Origin of the sequence: Nonomuraea sp. NPDC049028 (assembly GCF_043197735.1) — a bacterium.
Taxonomy (GTDB): Bacteria; Actinomycetota; Actinomycetes; order Streptosporangiales; family Streptosporangiaceae; genus Nonomuraea.
The window spans coordinates 460,751-476,811 of sequence record NZ_JBICTR010000001.1; the positions used below are offsets into that span (position 1 = coordinate 460,751).

Genomic DNA, 16,061 nt, shown 5'->3' on the forward strand with positions numbered 1-16,061 from the left:
CGATGCTCTGGCCGGCACTCCGCGTCCTGGCCCACGGGCACCTGGCCGCCGATCAGGTACGGCAGCTGATCGGCGCCCTGGACCTGGACGAGGTCCCGCGCGCCGAAGGGCCGGGGGAGGAGGCGAGCCTGGCACACCGCACCTTCACCGACGGCGCCGGGGCGCGGCTCGTCCTGGACCTCTCGAGGGTCGGCGAGTCGGGCTGGCTGCTGGCCCTGTTCGCCGACGGGGCGCCGCCGCCGGACACCGTCGAGAGCCACCGTCGGCTCCTCCGCGACGCCGCCGAACGCCTCGGCCTGACGATCGTCCAGGTCGACCCGCCGCAGACCGCTGACGAGGTCTTCCTGACGCCGACCCCGCCGGAGGGCGCGATCGGGGAGTCGTGGGAGCTGCCGTACGACGAGCTGGACCAGCTATGGCAGCACCTCGGAGTGCGCGACGACGCGCCCCGTGAGGTGAAGAAGGTCAAGCTGGCGGCGATGACCCGGGCCCCCGTCTGGTCCACCGCCCCGGACCGGCTACGCCGTCAGGCCGCCGAGTTCCTGCGCGACTGACGCGCAGCGGGTGAGTGACGCGCCGCGCGACTGACGCCCAGCAGGCGACTCACCGACGGCTGGCTGACCGCGACTGACTCACCGCCTGCCGATGAAGGTCTGGCCGAGCAACTCCTGAGACAGGTCCCTGGCCAGACCCGCGAGCGCCTCCCCGCTGTCGCCCGGCCCGAAGGCGGCGCCGGGGGACAGGCGCGCGGCCAGCTCGTCCAGCAGGTCGGCGATGATCATCGCCTGGAGCTCCGTGACGGTCACGTTGCGGGCCGGCTCGCCGGGTTGCCGGTCGTCGAGCCCACGATCGCCGGCCAGCCGCTGCCGCAGGTCCGCCGCCCGCTGCTCCAGAGTGATGGGCTCGCCCGGCCCGTCCCCCTCATAGCGCAGGGACGTCAGGCAGTGCCGGAACGGATCCAGCTGCGACATTCGGGGATTCGTCCTCTCAGCGGGCGTCATCGTCAGGACCGCCATGCTACTCGCGACGGATCATCGGCGGCGAGCCGCGCGGCGGACAGCGGCGGATCTTGGCGGACCTGCGGTAATTGCTCGCTTTGTCAACTTCTTTGGTAAATCTCCGTAGTCACGGTTGTCACGGAGGTTTGCATACGTATCTTGGCCATCGCCGGTATCACCAGCCTTGTGCTGGGATTGAGCGTTCCGGCGGGGTTCGCTGATCCCGCTCCCGAGGAGGGGCCGGTCGGTCACGCGGCGCCCACGACGTTCGCCGCGGCCGGGGCGTATTGGACGCCGGAGCGCATGCGTGACGCCGAGCCGCTGGTGGAGCCAGCGCAGGGCGCGAGCCCCTCAGCGGCCGCGGTCCCGAAGGCCGCCGGGGAGCAGGTGGACCTTCCTCCCCTGGTCGTCGCGCAGACCAACAGCTGGGTCCGTCCGTACGCCGCCTCGGCCGCCAAGCAGCAGACGTGGCGTTCCGGCGGCCTCATCGCCAAGACCGCCGGCAAGGTCTTCGGCACCGGCGGCAACGGCAACGACTTCGTGGCCTCCGGGAACGTGGTGCGCAGCAAGGACGGCGACGTGGTCGTCACCGTGGGGCACGCGCTCGTCGACGGCCAGGGCCGGTGGAGCAAGAACCTCGTCTTCGTCCCGGCCTACAAGAACGGGGCGGCTCCGTACGGCAAGTTCGCGGCGCGGACCATGTACATCTGGTCCGGGTACATCAAGGACAACGCTCACTATCCGCCGTTCGACTTCGGCATGCTGGTCGTCAATCCGGTGAAGGGCAAGAAGGTCCAGCAGACCGTGGGGGCGCAGGGCATCCGGTTCAACGCGACCGCCGCCGGCGCCTCGAACCTGCTGCTCGGTTACCCCAGCAACGGCAACGGCGGGCGTACCCTGCAGTACTGCAGCGGCGCCTCGGTGACGCCGAGCTACAGCATGAAGTACGCGATGGTGTGCGACATGGGCGGCGGCTCCAGCGGCGGGCCGTGGTTCCAGGACTTCAACAAGGTCACCGGCACCGGCTACCAGATCTCCGCGCACGCGCTGCGCAACACCACCACGAGCTACGGCGCCTACTTCGGCCCCGAGGCGCTGAAGACCTTCCGCGCCGCCGAGGCCGCCTGACGCCTGTTCATCGCCCGGGCCGAGCCTGCCTGACCCCTGTTCACCGCGCGGGCCGAGGCCGCTTGGCCCGCGCTCATCGCGCCGCCCCGCCGAGCCGCAGCATCACCTTGCCGCTGCCGCTCGCGGGGTCGGCGGCGATGGCGAGCGCCTCGGCCGCCCGGTCGAGGTCGAAGCGGTGGCTGATGATCGGGGAGACGTCGAGGCCGTCCCGCATGGCGCTCAGCGCCTCGTCGATCTCCTCGGCGAAGCGGTAGGAGCCGATCCAGGTGATCTCCCTGGTCACCAGGTCGCCGAGGGCCGCGGAGACGGCCGTGCCGGGCAGGCTGCCGACCTGGACGAGGGTGCCGCCACGGGCGGTCGCCCGCAGGACGGAGCCGAGCGCGGCCGGGCTGCCCGAGGCCTCGAAGACCAGCTCGACGTCCTGGGGGAGCGTGGCGTCCCCGCCGACCTGGACGGTCTCGTCCGCGCCCATGGCGCGGGCGACGGCGAGCGAGGTCGCGGCGATGTCCGAGGCGATGACCATGCCCGCCCCGCGGTGTTTCGCGGCGGCCACGACCAGCGAGCCGATCGAGCCGGAGCCGTTGACCAGCACGGTCTTCCCGCGCAGGTCCCCGGCGCGGTGCACGGCGTGCATCGCCACGGCGAGGGGCTCGGCGAGGGCGCCGCGCTCGGTGTCCACGCCCTCGGGCAGCGGCCGGATCTGATCCGCGCGGACCACCCGGTACTCGCTGAACCCGCCGTCGGTGTGCGGGTCGAAGGCGGCCGACCCGAAGTAGCGGACCCGGGGGTAGAGGTTCGTGCGGCCGGCGAGCCGTTCGGGCAGGCGGCCGTCGCCGACCAGCTCGGCCGGGTGCACGGTGACCGGCTGCCCGACCGTCAGTCCGCTGACGCCCGCGCCGATCCCGGCGATCCGGCCGGCGACCTCGTGCCCGAGCACCAGAGGGTGCTTGAGCACGGCGGTCCCGGACGCCCCGTTCTTCCAGTACGAGATGTCGGAGCCGCAGATCCCGCCCCATTCCATGGCGAGCAGGACCTGCCCTTCGCCCGGCTCCGGATCGGGGCGCTCGTCGATCCGGAGGTCACCGGGACCGTGTACGACGGCCGACTTCATACCGCGTCCTCCAACCGGACCAGGTCGCGCCCGCGGGTCTCAGGGGAGAGGACCGCGGACAGCAGGGTGATGAGCGAGTAGACGACGAGCATCGCCGCGATGGGCCACCAGCTGCCGGTGACGGCGGTGAGGGTGGCGGCCACGACCGGGCCGATGGCGGTGGCCAGGATGCCGCCGATCTCCTTGGCCAGGGCGAGCTGGGTGAAGCGGGTCCGGGAGCCGAACAGCTCGGCCATCGTGACGCTCTCCAGCGAGAACAGGCTCAGAACGCCGACGTTCAGCCCGAGGATCATGCCCAGCATCAGGGCCGCCGTGCTGCCGGAGATGATCATCAGCATCATCGGGAACGCGAAGGCGATGGTCAGCAGCGTGACCGCGATGTACATCGGCCGGCGGCCGAAGCGGTCGCCGAGCAGGCCGACCACCGGCACGGTGACGAAGCCCACCAGCGAGCCGTAGACGATGGCGCTGGTCGGGATCGACCGGTCGACGAGCAGTGTGGCGGCGATGTAGCCGACGAGGAAGGTCTGGACCAGGCCCGAGTTGCCGGCCTGGCCGAACCGCAGGCCGAGGGCCAGGAAGAACGCCTTGCCCTTGCGCTGGCGGAGCCCGGCCTCGAGCACGCCCTCATCCTTCTTCTGGAAGACGGCCTCGGCCTGCGTACGGGACATCGCGACGCCGTCCACGACGTCGGGGCGTTCCTCGAAGACCGGGCTCTCCTTGAGATTGCGGCGTACCCAGACTGCGAAGACCATGACCACGAAGCTCAGCAGGAACGGCACCCGCCAGCCCCATGTGAGCAGCTGATCCTCACTGAGGACGGCGAGCAGGATCGCCCACAGGCCCGACGCCGCCAGCGTGCCGGTGTTGGTGCCGAGAGACACCAGCGAGGAGATCAGGCCGCGACGCTTTACAGGGGCGTACTCCGCGAGCATGACGGTTGCCCCGGCGATCTCGGCGCCGGCCCCGAAGCCCTGGATGAGCCGCAGGGCGACCAGCAGGATCGGGGCGAGGATGCCGATCACCGCGTAGGTCGGCAGGACGCCGATCAGTGTGGTCGAGGCGCCCATGAGCAGGATGGTGATGATCAGGACTTTCTTGCGGCCGATCCGGTCGCCCATCCGGCCGAAGTAGATGGCGCCGGCCAGCCGGGCGACGTAGCCGACGCCGTAGGTGGCCATGGCGGCGATCAGGCCGATGGCCGGGCTGACGTCCGGGAAGAAGATCTTGTTGAAGACGATGGCGGCCGCCAGCGAGTACAGCTGGAAGTCCATGAACTCCATCGCCGTGCCGAGCCAGCCGGACATGGCCGCCCTGACGAGGTCGCGGGTCGTTCTGGTCACGGCGCCCGCGGGCTCCATGTGGGTGCTGTCTGTCATCGTGAACCTGTCATCGTGAACTCCGGATCAGATTTCGACGTGGCCGGCCCGCAGAGCGGGCAGCCGGTCGGCGATGCCGGCGACGAGCGCGCCGTCACCGGCCAGGTCCGCCGCGCCGAGCACGTGAAGCAGGCGGCGGATGGTGTCTTCGTGGTCGGCCGCCTCATGCCAGCAGGCCGCCAGCTGCGCGGCGGCCGGATCGGTCGTGCCGAACAGCTGGCCGTCGTCGGCGGGGCGGGTGGCGTTCGCCCAGGCGGCGAGCGCTAGTTCGAGCGCCGGGGTGGCGGCGCGGGCGGCGCGCAGCGAGCGCAGGGCGCCGAACCAGCGTTCCGGGATCTTCCGGGAGCCGTCGGAGCCGATCTGCCGGAGCAGGTGCCGGATTTTGCGGTTACGGAACCGTTTGACCAGGTCATCAGCGTAGGCGACCGGGTCGGGGCCGCCCTCGGGCAGCGTCGGCGCGACCTCCGCGCTCAGCGCCCGGACCAGCCGTTCACCCCAGCCGGTCTCCAGGACGTCGGCGATCGTCGCGCAGCCGGCCGCCGCGCCGAGATAGGCCAGGGCCGAGTGGGACCCGTTGAGCAACCGCAGCTTGGTGAGCTGGTACGGCACGACGTCGGGGACGAACAGGGCGCCGTCGAGCTCCCATGACGGCCGGGGCCCGGCGAAGGAGTCCTCCAGGACCCACTGCCGGTACGGCTCGCCGACCACCGGCACCTCGTCCCACACGCCGAGCGCGGCGCGGGCCGCCTCCCGGTCCGCGTCGGTCGTCGCCGGCACGATGCGGTCGACGATCGTCGAAGGGAAGGCCACCGACGTCGCCATCCAGTCGAGGACGGCCCGCCGGTCCGGCCACGACGAGGCTTCGACGAAGCCGCGTACCACCGTGCCGAGCGCGGCGCCGTTGGCGGCCATGTTGTCGCAGGACACGACGCTGATCGGGGCACCACCGGCGCGCATCCGCGCGGCGAGCCCCACGGCGAGCCGGCCGACGACCGTGGTGATGTCCGCGGTCCGCGCCGCCGCGAGGTCCGCCGCGATCTCCGGGGCGCCGGTGTCGAGCCCGTCGGCCCCGGGGCGGCGGTAGTGGCCGGCCTCGGTGATCGTCAGGGTCACCACCGTGACGCCGGGATCGGCGAGCAGCTCGTCGACCCGCTCGGCGTCCTGGCGCATCCCCAGGGCGCCGACGATGGACCCGATCGCGCGGGTGGTGGTGGCCGTGGGGCGGCGCTCGGCCACCGAGTACAGGCAGTCCTGGACGCGCATCGCCTTGACCACCCGCGTCGAGCGTGGGGCCACGGCGACGATCCCCCACGGCTCGCCGCTCCGGGCCGCCGCGCTCTCGGTGTAGACCGCCTGGTGGGCCCGATGGAACGCGCCGAGGCCGAAGTGGACGACCTTCGGGCGCAGTTCCCGGGGATCGACGGCCGGGCGCAGGTCAGGAGCGATCCGGTCGAGCGTGGCGAGGCTCAGCGAGGGCAGGATCGAGGTCTTCACCAGTCATGCACCGAGCCGTCGAGGCGCCGCGCGACGGGCAGGTAGCGAGCCTCATAGGGGAAGCGCGCGGCCTCCTTCTCGTCGTACTCGACGCCGAGACCGGGCTCCTCCGACGGGTTGAGCATGCCGTCGGCCAGCGTCACCCCGCTGCGGAAGACCTCCGCGGCCTCGTCGGGGTGGCCCATGTACTCCTGGATGCCGAAGTTCGGCACCGAGAGGTCGACGTGCACCGCGGCGGCCAGGGTGATCGGTGAGAGGTCCGTCGCCCCGTGGGAACCGGTTCTGACCTGGTAGAGCGCGGCCAGGTCGAAGATCCGGCGCAGGTGCGTGATCCCGCCGGCGTGGACGACGGTGGTGCGCACGTAGTCGATGAGCTGCTCGGTGATCAGGTGCTGGACGTCCCAGATCGAGGTCAGCGTCTCGCCGACCGCGATCGGCGTCGTCGTGTGCTGACGGATGAGCCGGAACGACTCCTGGTTCTCGGCCGGCGTCGGGTCCTCCATCCAGAACAGCCGGCAGTCCTCCACCCGCTTGCCGAAGCGGGCCGCCTCGATCGGCGTGAGCCGGTGGTGGATGTCGTGCAGGAGGTGGAAGCCGAAGCCGAAGCGCTCGCGTACGGCTTCGAGGTAGGTCGGCGCGAACCCGAGATAAGCCTCGGTGTCCCACGGCTGCTCGTCGGGCAGCGAGGACGCGGCCGGTTCGTACACCTTGCCCTTGCGGATCCCGTAGGTGCCGCCGACGTCCGGGACGGCGGCCTGGGCGCGGACCGCCTTGTAGCCGAGATCGAGGAACCGCTCGACGTCGTCGAGCAGGGAGGGGACGTCCATGCCGCTGGCGTGTGAGTAGACCATGACGCCGTCACGGGAGCGTCCGCCGAGCAGCTGGTAGACCGGCAGACCGGCGACCTTGCCCTTGATGTCCCACAGGGCTGTGTCCACGGCGGAGATGGCCGTCATCGTGACGGGGCCGCGGCGCCAGTACGCGCCGCGGTAGAGGTACTGCCACATGTCCTCGATCCGCGCCGGATCCTTGCCGATCAGCAGCGGTACGAGGTGCTCCTGCAGGTAGCTCGCCACGGCCAGCTCGCGGCCGTTCAGCGTGGCGTCGCCGAGGCCGGTCACACCGTCCGAGGTCGTGATGCGCAAGGTGACGAAGGTCCGCCCCGGGGAGGCCACGAACACCTCGGCACGCTCGATCTTGCTCACAGGTCCACTCCTTCGGACGATCTCCGACACTCTGTAGTCGAGCAGTACTGATATACAAGCATCTGTCGCACAGATGCGCAATACTAGTTGTGCGATGACCGGGTAGGGTGAGCGTGTGGCCGGATCGAACCAGCGGCGGACCAGCCGTCGCACTGTTTACGAGGCCCTGCGCCGTAAGGTCCTGACCCTTGAGCTCCCGCCGGGGACGGCTCTGTCCGAGAACGAGCTCGCGGCCGCGCTCAAGGTGAGCCGCACGCCGGTCCGGGAGAGTCTGATCCTGCTGTCCGAAGAGGGCCTGGTCCAGATCTTCCCCCAGGTCGGCTCGTTCGTCTCCCGCGTCGACCCGGCCAGGGTGGCCGACGCGCAGTTCCTGCGTGAGGCCGTGGAGCTGGCCTCACTCGACGACCTGCCCGCCGAGCTCGACACCGACCTGGTCGAGGAGCTGCGGCAGAACCTCAGGGACCAGCAGCGGCCCGACCTCGACATCGAGGGGTTCTTCGCCCTCGACGAGGCCTTCCACCAGGGCCTGCTGCGGCTGAGCGGGCACGGCAGCGCCTGGACGACCGTGGCCTCGGCCAAGGGGCATCTGGACCGCGCGCGCCGGCTCGGCCTCCATGTGACCTCCCCGACGAGCTTCGCCGCCCAGCACGTCGAGATCCTCGACGCGGTGGTCCGCGGCGACGTGGTGCTGGCCCGCACGGCCATGCGCACCCACCTGAGGGCGGTCTTCAACGACGTCGAACGCATCCGGGAGCACTCCCCGGAGCTGTTCGCCACGGACTCCGGCTCGGCTCCGGTCCGCCGCAACGTCGTCGTCTGGGAGTAAGGGCGGGCTTGAGTCTCCACTTAGGGGAGGCGCAAGGGTGGAAGGCATGGACGGCGACACGCTCTACTCGATCGGCGAACTGGCGCGGCGGACCGGCCTGACGGTCAAGGCCATCCGGTTCTACTCCGACCGCGGGATCGTGCCGCCGACCGGCCGAAGCCCGGCCGGCTACCGCCGCTACGACGTCGACGCCCTCGCCCGCCTCGAACTGGTGCGGACGCTGCGCGACCTGGGGCTGGACCTGCCCACGATCCGGAAGGTCGTGGACCGGGAGGTCTCGCTCGCCGAGGTCGCCGCGGCGCACGCCGACGCGCTGGCGGTGCAGATCCGCACGCTGCGGCTGCGGCGCGCGGTGCTGACGGCGGTGGCCAGGCGCGGGTCCACCCCTGAGGAGACGGATCTCATGCACAAGCTGGCCAAGCTCTCCGAGGACGAACGCCGCCGGTTGATCGGCGACTTCCTCGACACCGCCTTCGGCGGCCTGGACGCCCACCCCGGGTTCGCGGGAGTCATGCGCTCGATGACCCCCGAACTGCCCGACAATCCCGAACCCGAGCAGGTCGAGGCGTGGGTGGAGCTCGCCGAGCTGTCCCAGGACCCGGACTTCCGGGCCGGCGTGCGGCACCTGGCCGAGCAGTACGCGGCCGAGCGGGCCCAGAGCGACACCACGCTGCCGAGCCGCGACTCCGCCGCGATGGTCCGCGACGAGGCGGGTCCGGCCCTGGCGGCCGGCATCGACCCCGCCTCGCCCCGGGCCGAGGCGGTCGTGGCGGCGGTCACGGCCCGATACGCGCACGTCTACGACTGCCCCGACGACGCCGATCTCCGGCGCCGCCTGCTGGTACGGCTGGAGAGCGCGAACAACCCGCGCTGGGAGCGCTACCTGCGGCTGCTCGCGGTGATCAACGGCTGGCCCGCCCCGGAGAGCCTGGCGCCGGCGCTCGACTGGTTCATCCGCGCCCTGCGGGCCAGCGGCACGCATAGTGCCAGTTCAGAGGGGAAAGAGGGACGCATGTAGCCATTGATGGGGGCGTCATGGTCTCTTCGCAAGGTGTCTTCAGGCGCAAACCGGTGGAGCAGATCGCCACCGAGCACGAGGGGGAGCTGTCCAGGTCACTCGGTCTGTGGCAGCTCACCGCCATCGGAGTGGGCGGCATCATCGGCGCGGGGATCTTCGCCCTGGCCGGCGCGGTCGCCAACCAGACGGCGGGGCCGGCGGTGCTGGTGTCCTTCCTCATCGCGGGGGTGGCCAGCGCCGCCGCCGCGTTCTCCTACGCCGAGTTCGCGGGCATGATCCCGAAGTCGGGCTCCGCCTACACCTACGGGTACGCGGTCCTGGGAGAGATCGTCGGCTGGTTCATCGGCTGGGACCTGCTGCTGGAGTACACCGCCATCGTCGCGGTCGTGGCCATCGGCATCTCCGGCTACTTCGGCTTCCTCGTCCAGCAACTCGGCTTCACGCTGCCCGCCTGGATGCTCGGCGCGCCCGGCACCGGCACCGGGCACGTGGTGGACCTGTTCGCGGTCCTGTTGTGCCTGCTCATCGCGTACCTGCTCAACCTCGGCATCCGCGCCGCCGCCAGGTTCGAGACGTGGGTGGTGGCCATCAAGATCGCCGTCGTGGTGCTGGTGATCGTGGTCGGGTTCTTCTACATCAAGCCCGCCAACTACACGCCGTTCTTCCCGTTCGGGATCGGCGGCGCGATCACCGGGGCCGCGACCGTGTTCTTCGCGGTGTTCGGCTACGACGCGATGAGCACCGCGGCCGAGGAGTCGCGGGACGCCCGGCGGCACATGCCGAGAGCGATCATCTACTCGCTGACCATCTCGATGATCCTCTACGTGCTGGCCACGCTCGTGCTCACCGGCATGCAGAACTACCGCGACATCGACCCGGAGAGCGGCTTCGCCACGGCGTTCGCCTCCGTCGGGCTGTCCGGGCTGGCCTCGCTGATCGCGGCCGGCGCCGTGGTGGGCATCCTCACGGTCATGTTCACCTTCATGCTCGGCGTCACCCGGGTCTGGTTCTCGATGAGCCGCGACGGGCTGCTGCCGCAGTGGTTCGCCAAGCTGCACCCGGTACGCCGGGTGCCCACGAGGGTGACGTGGATCGTGGGGGTCGCGTCGGGGGTGATCGCCGGGTTCCTGCCCATCCGGGAGGCCGCCGAGCTGACGAACATCGGGATCCTGCTGGCGTTCGTGGTCGTGTGCGTGGCGGTGATCGTGCTCCGCTATCGGCAGCCCGAGCTGCCGCGTACGTTCCGCACACCAGGCATGCCGGTGGTGCCGGCCCTCGGGGCGCTCTTCTCGATCTGGCTGATCACGTTCCTGGACCCGCTGACGTGGCTGCGGTTCGCCGTCTGGTTCGTGCTGGGGCTGATCATCTACTTCACCTACAGCCGCCGGCACTCTCAGCTGGCCTGACGCTCCCTGGACCAGATGCCCGAGGGGGCCGCGCGGGTGGGGTGTGGATAACCGCTCGATCCCTAACTATGTGCATTAACCTAACCACCGTGAGTAACAGAGCCGCTGCCGGCGCCCCCCTCCTTCGCCGTACGATCGCTCGCGTTCTACACCGCATCGGGCGGCGCGGCGCCTCCCTGGCGTTCGTCGGTCTGCTGAGCATGGCCATCGCCGCGTCCCTCGCGTTCGTGCCGGCCGACCAGCGGGTCGCCCCCGGATACGCCATGCTGGCCTCCATCGCCCCCTTGACCGTCTGGGCGCTGGTCTGGTGCGCCACCGGCGCTCTGTGCCTGGTGCAGATGTTCATGCGCTCGGACCGGGTGGCCTTCGCCGCCGCCACCGCGCTGCTCATGATGTACGGCCTGGTCTACCTGCTCTCGACGTTCACCGGCGTCAACCCACGCGGGTGGGTAGGCGGCGCGGTCTGGCTGGCCTTCGGCGGCTGGATCGCGCTGATCGCCACCTGGCCCGAGGCCGTCGTGGTGAGCCGCTTCCCGGGTGGCCGGGCCGACGCGGCGGCCGTCATCGTCGCCGACGGCGCCGGAGTCATCCAGTCGTGGAACCCCCAGGCCGCGACCCTGTTCGGCTGGACCATCGACGAGGCGGTCGGACGGTCGCTGACCATCCTGATGCCGCCCCGCTTCCGCGGCCAGCACGCCGCCGGCCTGGCTCGGGTCGGCTCCACCGGCCGCTCCGACCTGGCCGGGCGGGACATCCCGCTGGTCGGCCTGCACCGCGACGGCAGCGAATTCGCCATCGCCCTGACCGTCAACGCCTGGCACAGCGATGACGGCGTCACCTATACCGGCGTGGTGCGGCCAGTCGGAGGCGGCAGTGTCCAACCTGAGTAACATCCTCATCCAGCTCTCCGTCGGCATCGTCCCGCTCGGCGTGGCCTACCTCGCCTTCCGCTCGGCCACCGACGCCAACAAGAAGACGCAGCAGACGGCGCTGATGCAGGCCGAACGCCACGCCGAGCTCGAACGCTCCAAGGTGGACGCCGACGCCTTCGTCCGCGCCAAAACGATCTACGAAGACGCGTTGACCCAGATGGAGAAGCAGGTGGCCCGCTTGCAGGGCCAGGCCGCCCAGGTCAGCGCCGACCTGGTCAGCGAGCAGACCGGCGCGGCCGCGATGCGCGAGCAGATCCGCCAGTTCCAGGCCCAGATCCGCGCCCTCGAGCGTACCGTGATCGCGCTGCGCGCCCAGCTCATCGCGGCCGGGCTCTCTCCCGTGGCGGTCTCCGAGACCACCGGGCCGTTCATGATCGGACATCCGCCGCGCCCCCGAACGGCGGAATGAGGCGGTCTGTCATCACTTCGCGGGCGGACGCTAAGATCGGCGCCACCTCGAACGGTGGAGGACCGATCATGACCAAGGAGACGGAGACGCTCCTCGCGTCCCTGAACAGCCAGCGTGAGCACGTGCTCGGAATACTGGACGGCCTTCCGGCGGACGCGCTGCGGCGGCCGGTGCTGCCGTCGGGGTGGACGTGCCTGGGACTCGTCCGCCACCTCGCCCTCGACGTCGAGCGGTTCTGGTTCCGCGCCGTCGTGGCAGGCGAATCGGTCGAGCTCGAAAGCGGGGACGCCGCCTGGCAGGTCGCCCCCGACGAGCCGGTCGAGACCGTGCTGGGCTTGTACCGGCGGGAGATCGAGCTGGCGAACGCCATCATCAGCGCCACCCCGCTCGACGCCGGACCGGCCTGGTGGCCCGACGACCTCTTCGGAGACCAGCCGCCCCGGGACCTGTTCACGGTCATCCTGCATGTGATCACCGAGACGGCGTGTCATGCCGGGCACCTCGACGCGGCCCGTGAGCTGACCGATGGCCGAACCTGGCTCGTCCTGACGTAGCCCTCTGCCCGTCATTCGGTGCGGAGTTCGTCCGGGTGCAGGGTGCGGCGGAGGAGGGGACGGGCGGCTCTGGCCACCAGGAGAGCCGTCAATACGCCGATCAGCACCGTGAGGAGCGCGCGGGTCGTCCCCCAGAGGATCGCTTTCGGTAGTTCCTGGGAGACGTAGGGGTCGGGGACGAGGAAGACGGGGACAAGGACGACGCCCATCCCGGTGAGGGCGGCGATCAGGCATACCGGGATCGACGTGGTGAGCGCCTGGCGGATGAGAACCCGGCCCAAGGCGGGCACGGGCACGCCGGCGCCGGCCAGGGCCGCGAACGAGCGTCGATGATCCAGCAATGCCTCCGCCTGATGCACGATGAGGGCGGCGGCCGAGGTGGCCAGCGCGATCAGCAGGGCGATGTCTATCAGCAGGTAGGCCGTCATGAAGTAAGAAGGGACGACGTCGGCGCCATGCGAGAAGATGATCCCCTGGTTGGCGCCCTCGGCGGCGCCGAAGAACACGGTCAGTCCCACCACTGACAGTGCGCGGGCCCAGCCCCGTGGGTCGGCTTCCACGAGCCGGGCCGCGAGCAGGGTCTCGGCCGTCCGTGCGCGCCGCCCTATCCACCGTGCGGCCGCCCTGATCAGCCAGGCGGTGGCGAGGACCAGGCCGAACAGCAGGAGCACCATGCCGATGGCGATGATCAGCGGCCCGCCGTACGGCACGATCAGTTCGACGTACTTGCCGAGGAAGTCTCGGCCCTCGTTCGTCCCTACGGTGGCGAACGCCCCTAGTCCCGCCGCGACGAGCACCAGGTCGAGCACCCTCGGGCCGGTCGGCTGCGCCCGCCGGACCACGCCCAGCGGAGAGGACACCACGTGCCGTCCCGCCTTCAGTCCTGAGTACGTGCCGCTGAAGGTCACTACGGCGAGGATCGCCGGCATCAGGAGGGGGCGGTTCAGCGGCAGCGGCCATGACAGTGCCAGGTCGATCACCAGGTACACCGCGATGCCGATCAGCCCGCCCAGCGCCGCCCGCCACCCGCTCTCGTACGCCCCGAGCAGGCGCACGTGGCGCGGCGTGGCTCCGGCCAGCCGGAGGGCGGCCAGCCGCCGCTCCCTGGTGGCGCCGGCCAACCGGCTCACCTGGTAGAGGAAGGCCATCGCCGGGAGAATCAGCAGGGCGAGCCCCAGCGAGGTGAGGGCGCGCCCCTCGTCGCTGAAGACGGCGTCGACGCGGGCGTCCCACGCCTGGAGCAGGCTCACCGCCACGCAGAACAGGAAGGTCGCGAGCGCCGCCCCCGTGGTCATGAGGCGCCCCCGAATCCGTTCGCGTCGCGACCCGCCCATGGCGAGCATGCGCATCACGGCGATCACGCGGCCACCTCCGCCGCGAGTTCGCCGTCGCGCAGCACGAGCTCCCGGTCGGCGTAGGCGGCCACCCGGTTGTCGTGCGTGACGATCACCAGGGTGATGCCGTCGGCGCGGGCCGTACGGGTGAGCTCGTCCATCAGCTGTTCGCCGGCCAGCGAGTCGAGCGCGCCGGTCGGCTCGTCGGCGAAGACCACGCGCGGACCGGTGACCAGCGCGCGGGCCATGGCGACGCGCTGGATCTGGCCGCCGGACAGGGTGCCGGGCCGCTGGTCGCCGCAGTCGGCCGCGTTCAGGCGTTCCAGCCAGGAGCGGGCGGTGTTCAGCGACTCCTGGCGGCCGTGCCGGTCGAACAGCAGCGGCAGCGCCACGTTCTCCGTCGCGGTCAGCTCGGGCACCAACTGGCCGAACTGGAAGACGACGCCGAAGTTCTGCCTGCGCAGGTTCGTACGGTCGTTCTCGCCGAGCGTGTCGATGCGCTTGCCGTCGAACAGGACCTCGCCCGACTCCGGACGGATGATCCCGGCCAGGCAGTGCAGCAGCGTGGACTTGCCCGAGCCGCTCGGCCCGGTGATCGCCACGATCTCGCCCGCGCCGATCTCCAGGGAGACCCCGTCTAACGCGACGGTCGAGGCGAACGTCTTGCGCAACGCGCGCGCTTCAAGCATGAGAGTCCTCCTTCAGATCGGCCAGCCGTAGCATGGCCGTCTCGATCCAGCGCAGGTCGGCGTCGAGGTGCTGGAGCGCGTAGTCGGCGGCCAGCGCCTGGGCGGGAGAGCCCGCCGAGCGCTCCGCGGTGAGCTCGCGCATCCGCGCCAGGTGCGCGGCCCGCTGCCGGGACAGGTAGCCGTCGGCGGCGCCGTTGGCCACCGACGCCACCACCACGCGCGACAGCAGCGCGCTGGACAGGTGCGGCGCGGGCGCCTCCACCCCGTCCAGCCACCGGGTCAGCTCGGAGACCCCCTCCTCGGTGATGGCGTACACCGTGCGTTCCGGGCCGCCGTCCTGCACCGTCTCCGCGACCTCGGCGAACCCGTCGCGCTGCAGGCGCTGCAGCGTCGCGTACACCTGGCCGTAGGCGAGCGGTTTGGCGCCGGGCAGGCGCCGGTCGTGCTCGCGTTTGAGTTCGTATCCATGCTTCGGGCGCTCCACGAGCAGCCCGAGTATCACATGTCCGGTCGACATGGCGAGCACTATACATTGAATGAATAGTGAAGCGCGATCATGGTCGATAACCTGGCGGGCATGAAGGACCGGCCGACGGGAGTTGACGAGCGGGCGTTGCGGGATGCCCTGGAGAAGTGGGGGATCGGGGCCGTCTCGCTGGAGTACGCGCCGGTCGGGTTCGGGGACTACCACTGGATCGCGGCTGACGCGGATGGGCCGCGGTGGTTCGTCACGGTCGCGGACCTGACGCAGAAAGGCCAGGCCGGGGACGGGGAGAGCGCGCTACGCCGGGCCATGGACACCGCCGTCGCCCTGCGTGCGCAGGGCCTCGACTTCGTCGTCGCGCCTTTGGCGGCCGCTGGGGGTGAGACGCTTCAGCTGCTCGGGCCCAGGCATGCGGTGAGTGTCTTTCCGCTGGTGAACGGGCGTCCCGGGGAGTTCGGCGACCGCCTGACGGCCGGCGAGCGCCGGAAGACCGTGGAGATGCTCGCCGAGTTGCACCGTACGTCGCCGCCGCCGTCGACTCCCGTCCGGCCGTTGCGCGTTCCGATGCGGGGCCGGCTGGAGGAGGCCATCGAGGCGTCGGGCGGGGTCTGGCGGGGTGGGCCGTACGCGGAGCCCGCCCGTGCTCTGGTGGCCGACTCCGCCGGGCGGTTGCGGGAGCGGCTGGCGGAGTTCGATCGGCGGGTCGATGAGGCGGGCGGCGCGGACCTCGTGGTGACCCATGGGGAGCCGCATCCCGGCAACGTGGTGATGGTCGAAGGCGGCCCGGTGCTGGTGGATTGGGACACGGTGGGGCTGGCGCCGCCCGAGCGGGACCTGTGGCTGGTCGCCGACGGGCCGGATGACCTGGCGCGTTACGCGGAGCTCACCGGGCGGCGGCCCGACCCGGAGGTCATGGAGCTCTTCCGCCTGCGCTGGGCCATCGAGGACCTGGCCATCTATGTCGAGGATCTGCGTTCTCCCCATGAGCTGAGCGCCGACACCCGGGAGGCGTGGGAGGCCCTCACCGAGACCGTGCGCGAGCTGACAGATCCGGCGTCAAAGAGCTGACATTTCCTGCAAGGTGCGGAAAATCT

At 70.9% G+C, this 16,061-nt stretch carries 17 protein-coding genes; 9 read left to right on the plus strand and 8 right to left on the minus strand.

Features of this window, described 5'->3' with window-relative positions:
- The first annotated feature begins 2 nt into the window (after positions 1-2).
- Positions 3-554, plus strand: coding sequence for a hypothetical protein (locus ACGFJ2_RS02085; protein ID WP_393463665.1), 552 nt, complete (start codon positions 3-5; stop codon positions 552-554).
- A gap of 78 nt (positions 555-632) precedes the next feature.
- Here ACGFJ2_RS02085 and ACGFJ2_RS02090 read toward each other — a convergent pair whose 3' ends face one another.
- On the minus strand, positions 633-971 hold the full coding sequence (locus tag ACGFJ2_RS02090) for a hypothetical protein (RefSeq protein ID WP_393463667.1): 339 nt from the start codon (positions 969-971) through the stop codon (positions 633-635).
- A gap of 186 nt (positions 972-1,157) precedes the next feature.
- Between ACGFJ2_RS02090 and ACGFJ2_RS02095 the strand changes: the two genes are divergently transcribed.
- Positions 1,158-2,126 (plus strand): hypothetical protein, encoded by a 969-nt coding sequence (locus ACGFJ2_RS02095; protein WP_393463669.1) that lies wholly within the window; start codon positions 1,158-1,160, stop codon positions 2,124-2,126.
- A gap of 73 nt (positions 2,127-2,199) precedes the next feature.
- Here the strand turns inward: ACGFJ2_RS02095 and ACGFJ2_RS02100 are convergent, their stop codons facing one another.
- From ACGFJ2_RS02100 to manD, 4 genes are read right to left on the minus strand one after another with little or no spacing between them, the layout of a single operon-like run.
- A complete protein-coding gene (locus ACGFJ2_RS02100; RefSeq protein ID WP_357941429.1) occupies positions 2,200-3,237 on the minus strand; it encodes an L-idonate 5-dehydrogenase in 1,038 nt (345 codons plus the stop codon).
- On the minus strand, positions 3,234-4,616 hold the full coding sequence (locus tag ACGFJ2_RS02105) for an MFS transporter (protein WP_357941431.1): 1,383 nt from the start codon (positions 4,614-4,616) through the stop codon (positions 3,234-3,236). Before ACGFJ2_RS02105 ends, ACGFJ2_RS02100 begins: the two co-directional genes overlap by 4 nt.
- Positions 4,617-4,643: 27 nt before the next feature.
- Positions 4,644-6,110, minus strand: coding sequence for a mannitol dehydrogenase family protein (locus tag ACGFJ2_RS02110; RefSeq protein WP_358175632.1), 1,467 nt, complete (start codon positions 6,108-6,110; stop codon positions 4,644-4,646).
- Positions 6,107-7,315 carry a D-mannonate dehydratase ManD gene (gene manD / locus ACGFJ2_RS02115; RefSeq protein ID WP_358175635.1) on the minus strand — a complete coding sequence of 403 codons (1,209 nt, stop codon included), beginning with the start codon at positions 7,313-7,315 and terminating at the stop codon, positions 6,107-6,109. The genes ACGFJ2_RS02110 and manD overlap by 4 nt, the downstream gene beginning before the upstream one ends.
- A gap of 115 nt (positions 7,316-7,430) precedes the next feature.
- On the opposite strand from manD, the gene ACGFJ2_RS02120 reads away from it, so the two are divergent.
- The 6 genes from ACGFJ2_RS02120 (at position 7,431) to ACGFJ2_RS02145 (ending at position 12,460) form a co-directional block, all read left to right on the plus strand.
- Positions 7,431-8,141, plus strand: coding sequence for a GntR family transcriptional regulator (locus tag ACGFJ2_RS02120; RefSeq protein ID WP_357941438.1), 711 nt, complete (start codon positions 7,431-7,433; stop codon positions 8,139-8,141).
- Between the two features lie 46 nt (positions 8,142-8,187).
- On the plus strand, positions 8,188-9,159 hold the full coding sequence (locus tag ACGFJ2_RS02125) for a MerR family transcriptional regulator (RefSeq protein ID WP_393463672.1): 972 nt from the start codon (positions 8,188-8,190) through the stop codon (positions 9,157-9,159).
- A 17-nt stretch (positions 9,160-9,176) separates the two neighbouring features.
- Positions 9,177-10,565, plus strand: a complete 1,389-nt coding sequence (locus ACGFJ2_RS02130; RefSeq protein WP_357941442.1) for an amino acid permease — start codon at positions 9,177-9,179, stop codon at positions 10,563-10,565.
- Between the two features lie 89 nt (positions 10,566-10,654).
- A complete protein-coding gene (locus ACGFJ2_RS02135) occupies positions 10,655-11,455 on the plus strand; it encodes a PAS domain S-box protein (protein WP_357941444.1) in 801 nt (266 codons plus the stop codon).
- Positions 11,439-11,906 (plus strand): hypothetical protein, encoded by a 468-nt coding sequence (locus tag ACGFJ2_RS02140; RefSeq protein WP_393463676.1) that lies wholly within the window; start codon positions 11,439-11,441, stop codon positions 11,904-11,906. The genes ACGFJ2_RS02135 and ACGFJ2_RS02140 overlap by 17 nt, the downstream gene beginning before the upstream one ends.
- A gap of 68 nt (positions 11,907-11,974) precedes the next feature.
- Positions 11,975-12,460 (plus strand): DinB family protein, encoded by a 486-nt coding sequence (locus ACGFJ2_RS02145; protein WP_393463679.1) that lies wholly within the window; start codon positions 11,975-11,977, stop codon positions 12,458-12,460.
- Positions 12,461-12,471: 11 nt separating this feature from the next.
- On the opposite strand, the gene ACGFJ2_RS02150 is transcribed toward ACGFJ2_RS02145, so the two are convergent.
- The 3 genes from ACGFJ2_RS02150 to ACGFJ2_RS02160 are packed head-to-tail and all read right to left on the minus strand — an operon-like array spanning position 12,472 to position 15,000.
- Positions 12,472-13,821: an FtsX-like permease family protein gene (locus ACGFJ2_RS02150; protein WP_393463682.1), complete on the minus strand. Its 1,350-nt coding sequence runs from the start codon at positions 13,819-13,821 to the stop codon at positions 12,472-12,474.
- The gene (locus tag ACGFJ2_RS02155) at positions 13,818-14,483 is read right to left on the minus strand and encodes an ABC transporter ATP-binding protein (RefSeq protein ID WP_358175647.1); all 666 of its coding nucleotides are present in this window, start codon (positions 14,481-14,483) and stop codon (positions 13,818-13,820) included. The genes ACGFJ2_RS02150 and ACGFJ2_RS02155 overlap by 4 nt, the downstream gene beginning before the upstream one ends.
- Entirely contained in the window at positions 14,476-15,000 is a 525-nt protein-coding gene (locus ACGFJ2_RS02160; protein ID WP_393463686.1) for a PadR family transcriptional regulator, read from the minus strand. The genes ACGFJ2_RS02155 and ACGFJ2_RS02160 overlap by 8 nt, the downstream gene beginning before the upstream one ends.
- A gap of 39 nt (positions 15,001-15,039) precedes the next feature.
- On the opposite strand from ACGFJ2_RS02160, the gene ACGFJ2_RS02165 reads away from it, so the two are divergent.
- On the plus strand, positions 15,040-16,035 hold the full coding sequence (locus ACGFJ2_RS02165) for an aminoglycoside phosphotransferase family protein (protein ID WP_357960372.1): 996 nt from the start codon (positions 15,040-15,042) through the stop codon (positions 16,033-16,035).
- The last annotated feature ends 26 nt before the right edge of the window (positions 16,036-16,061 follow it).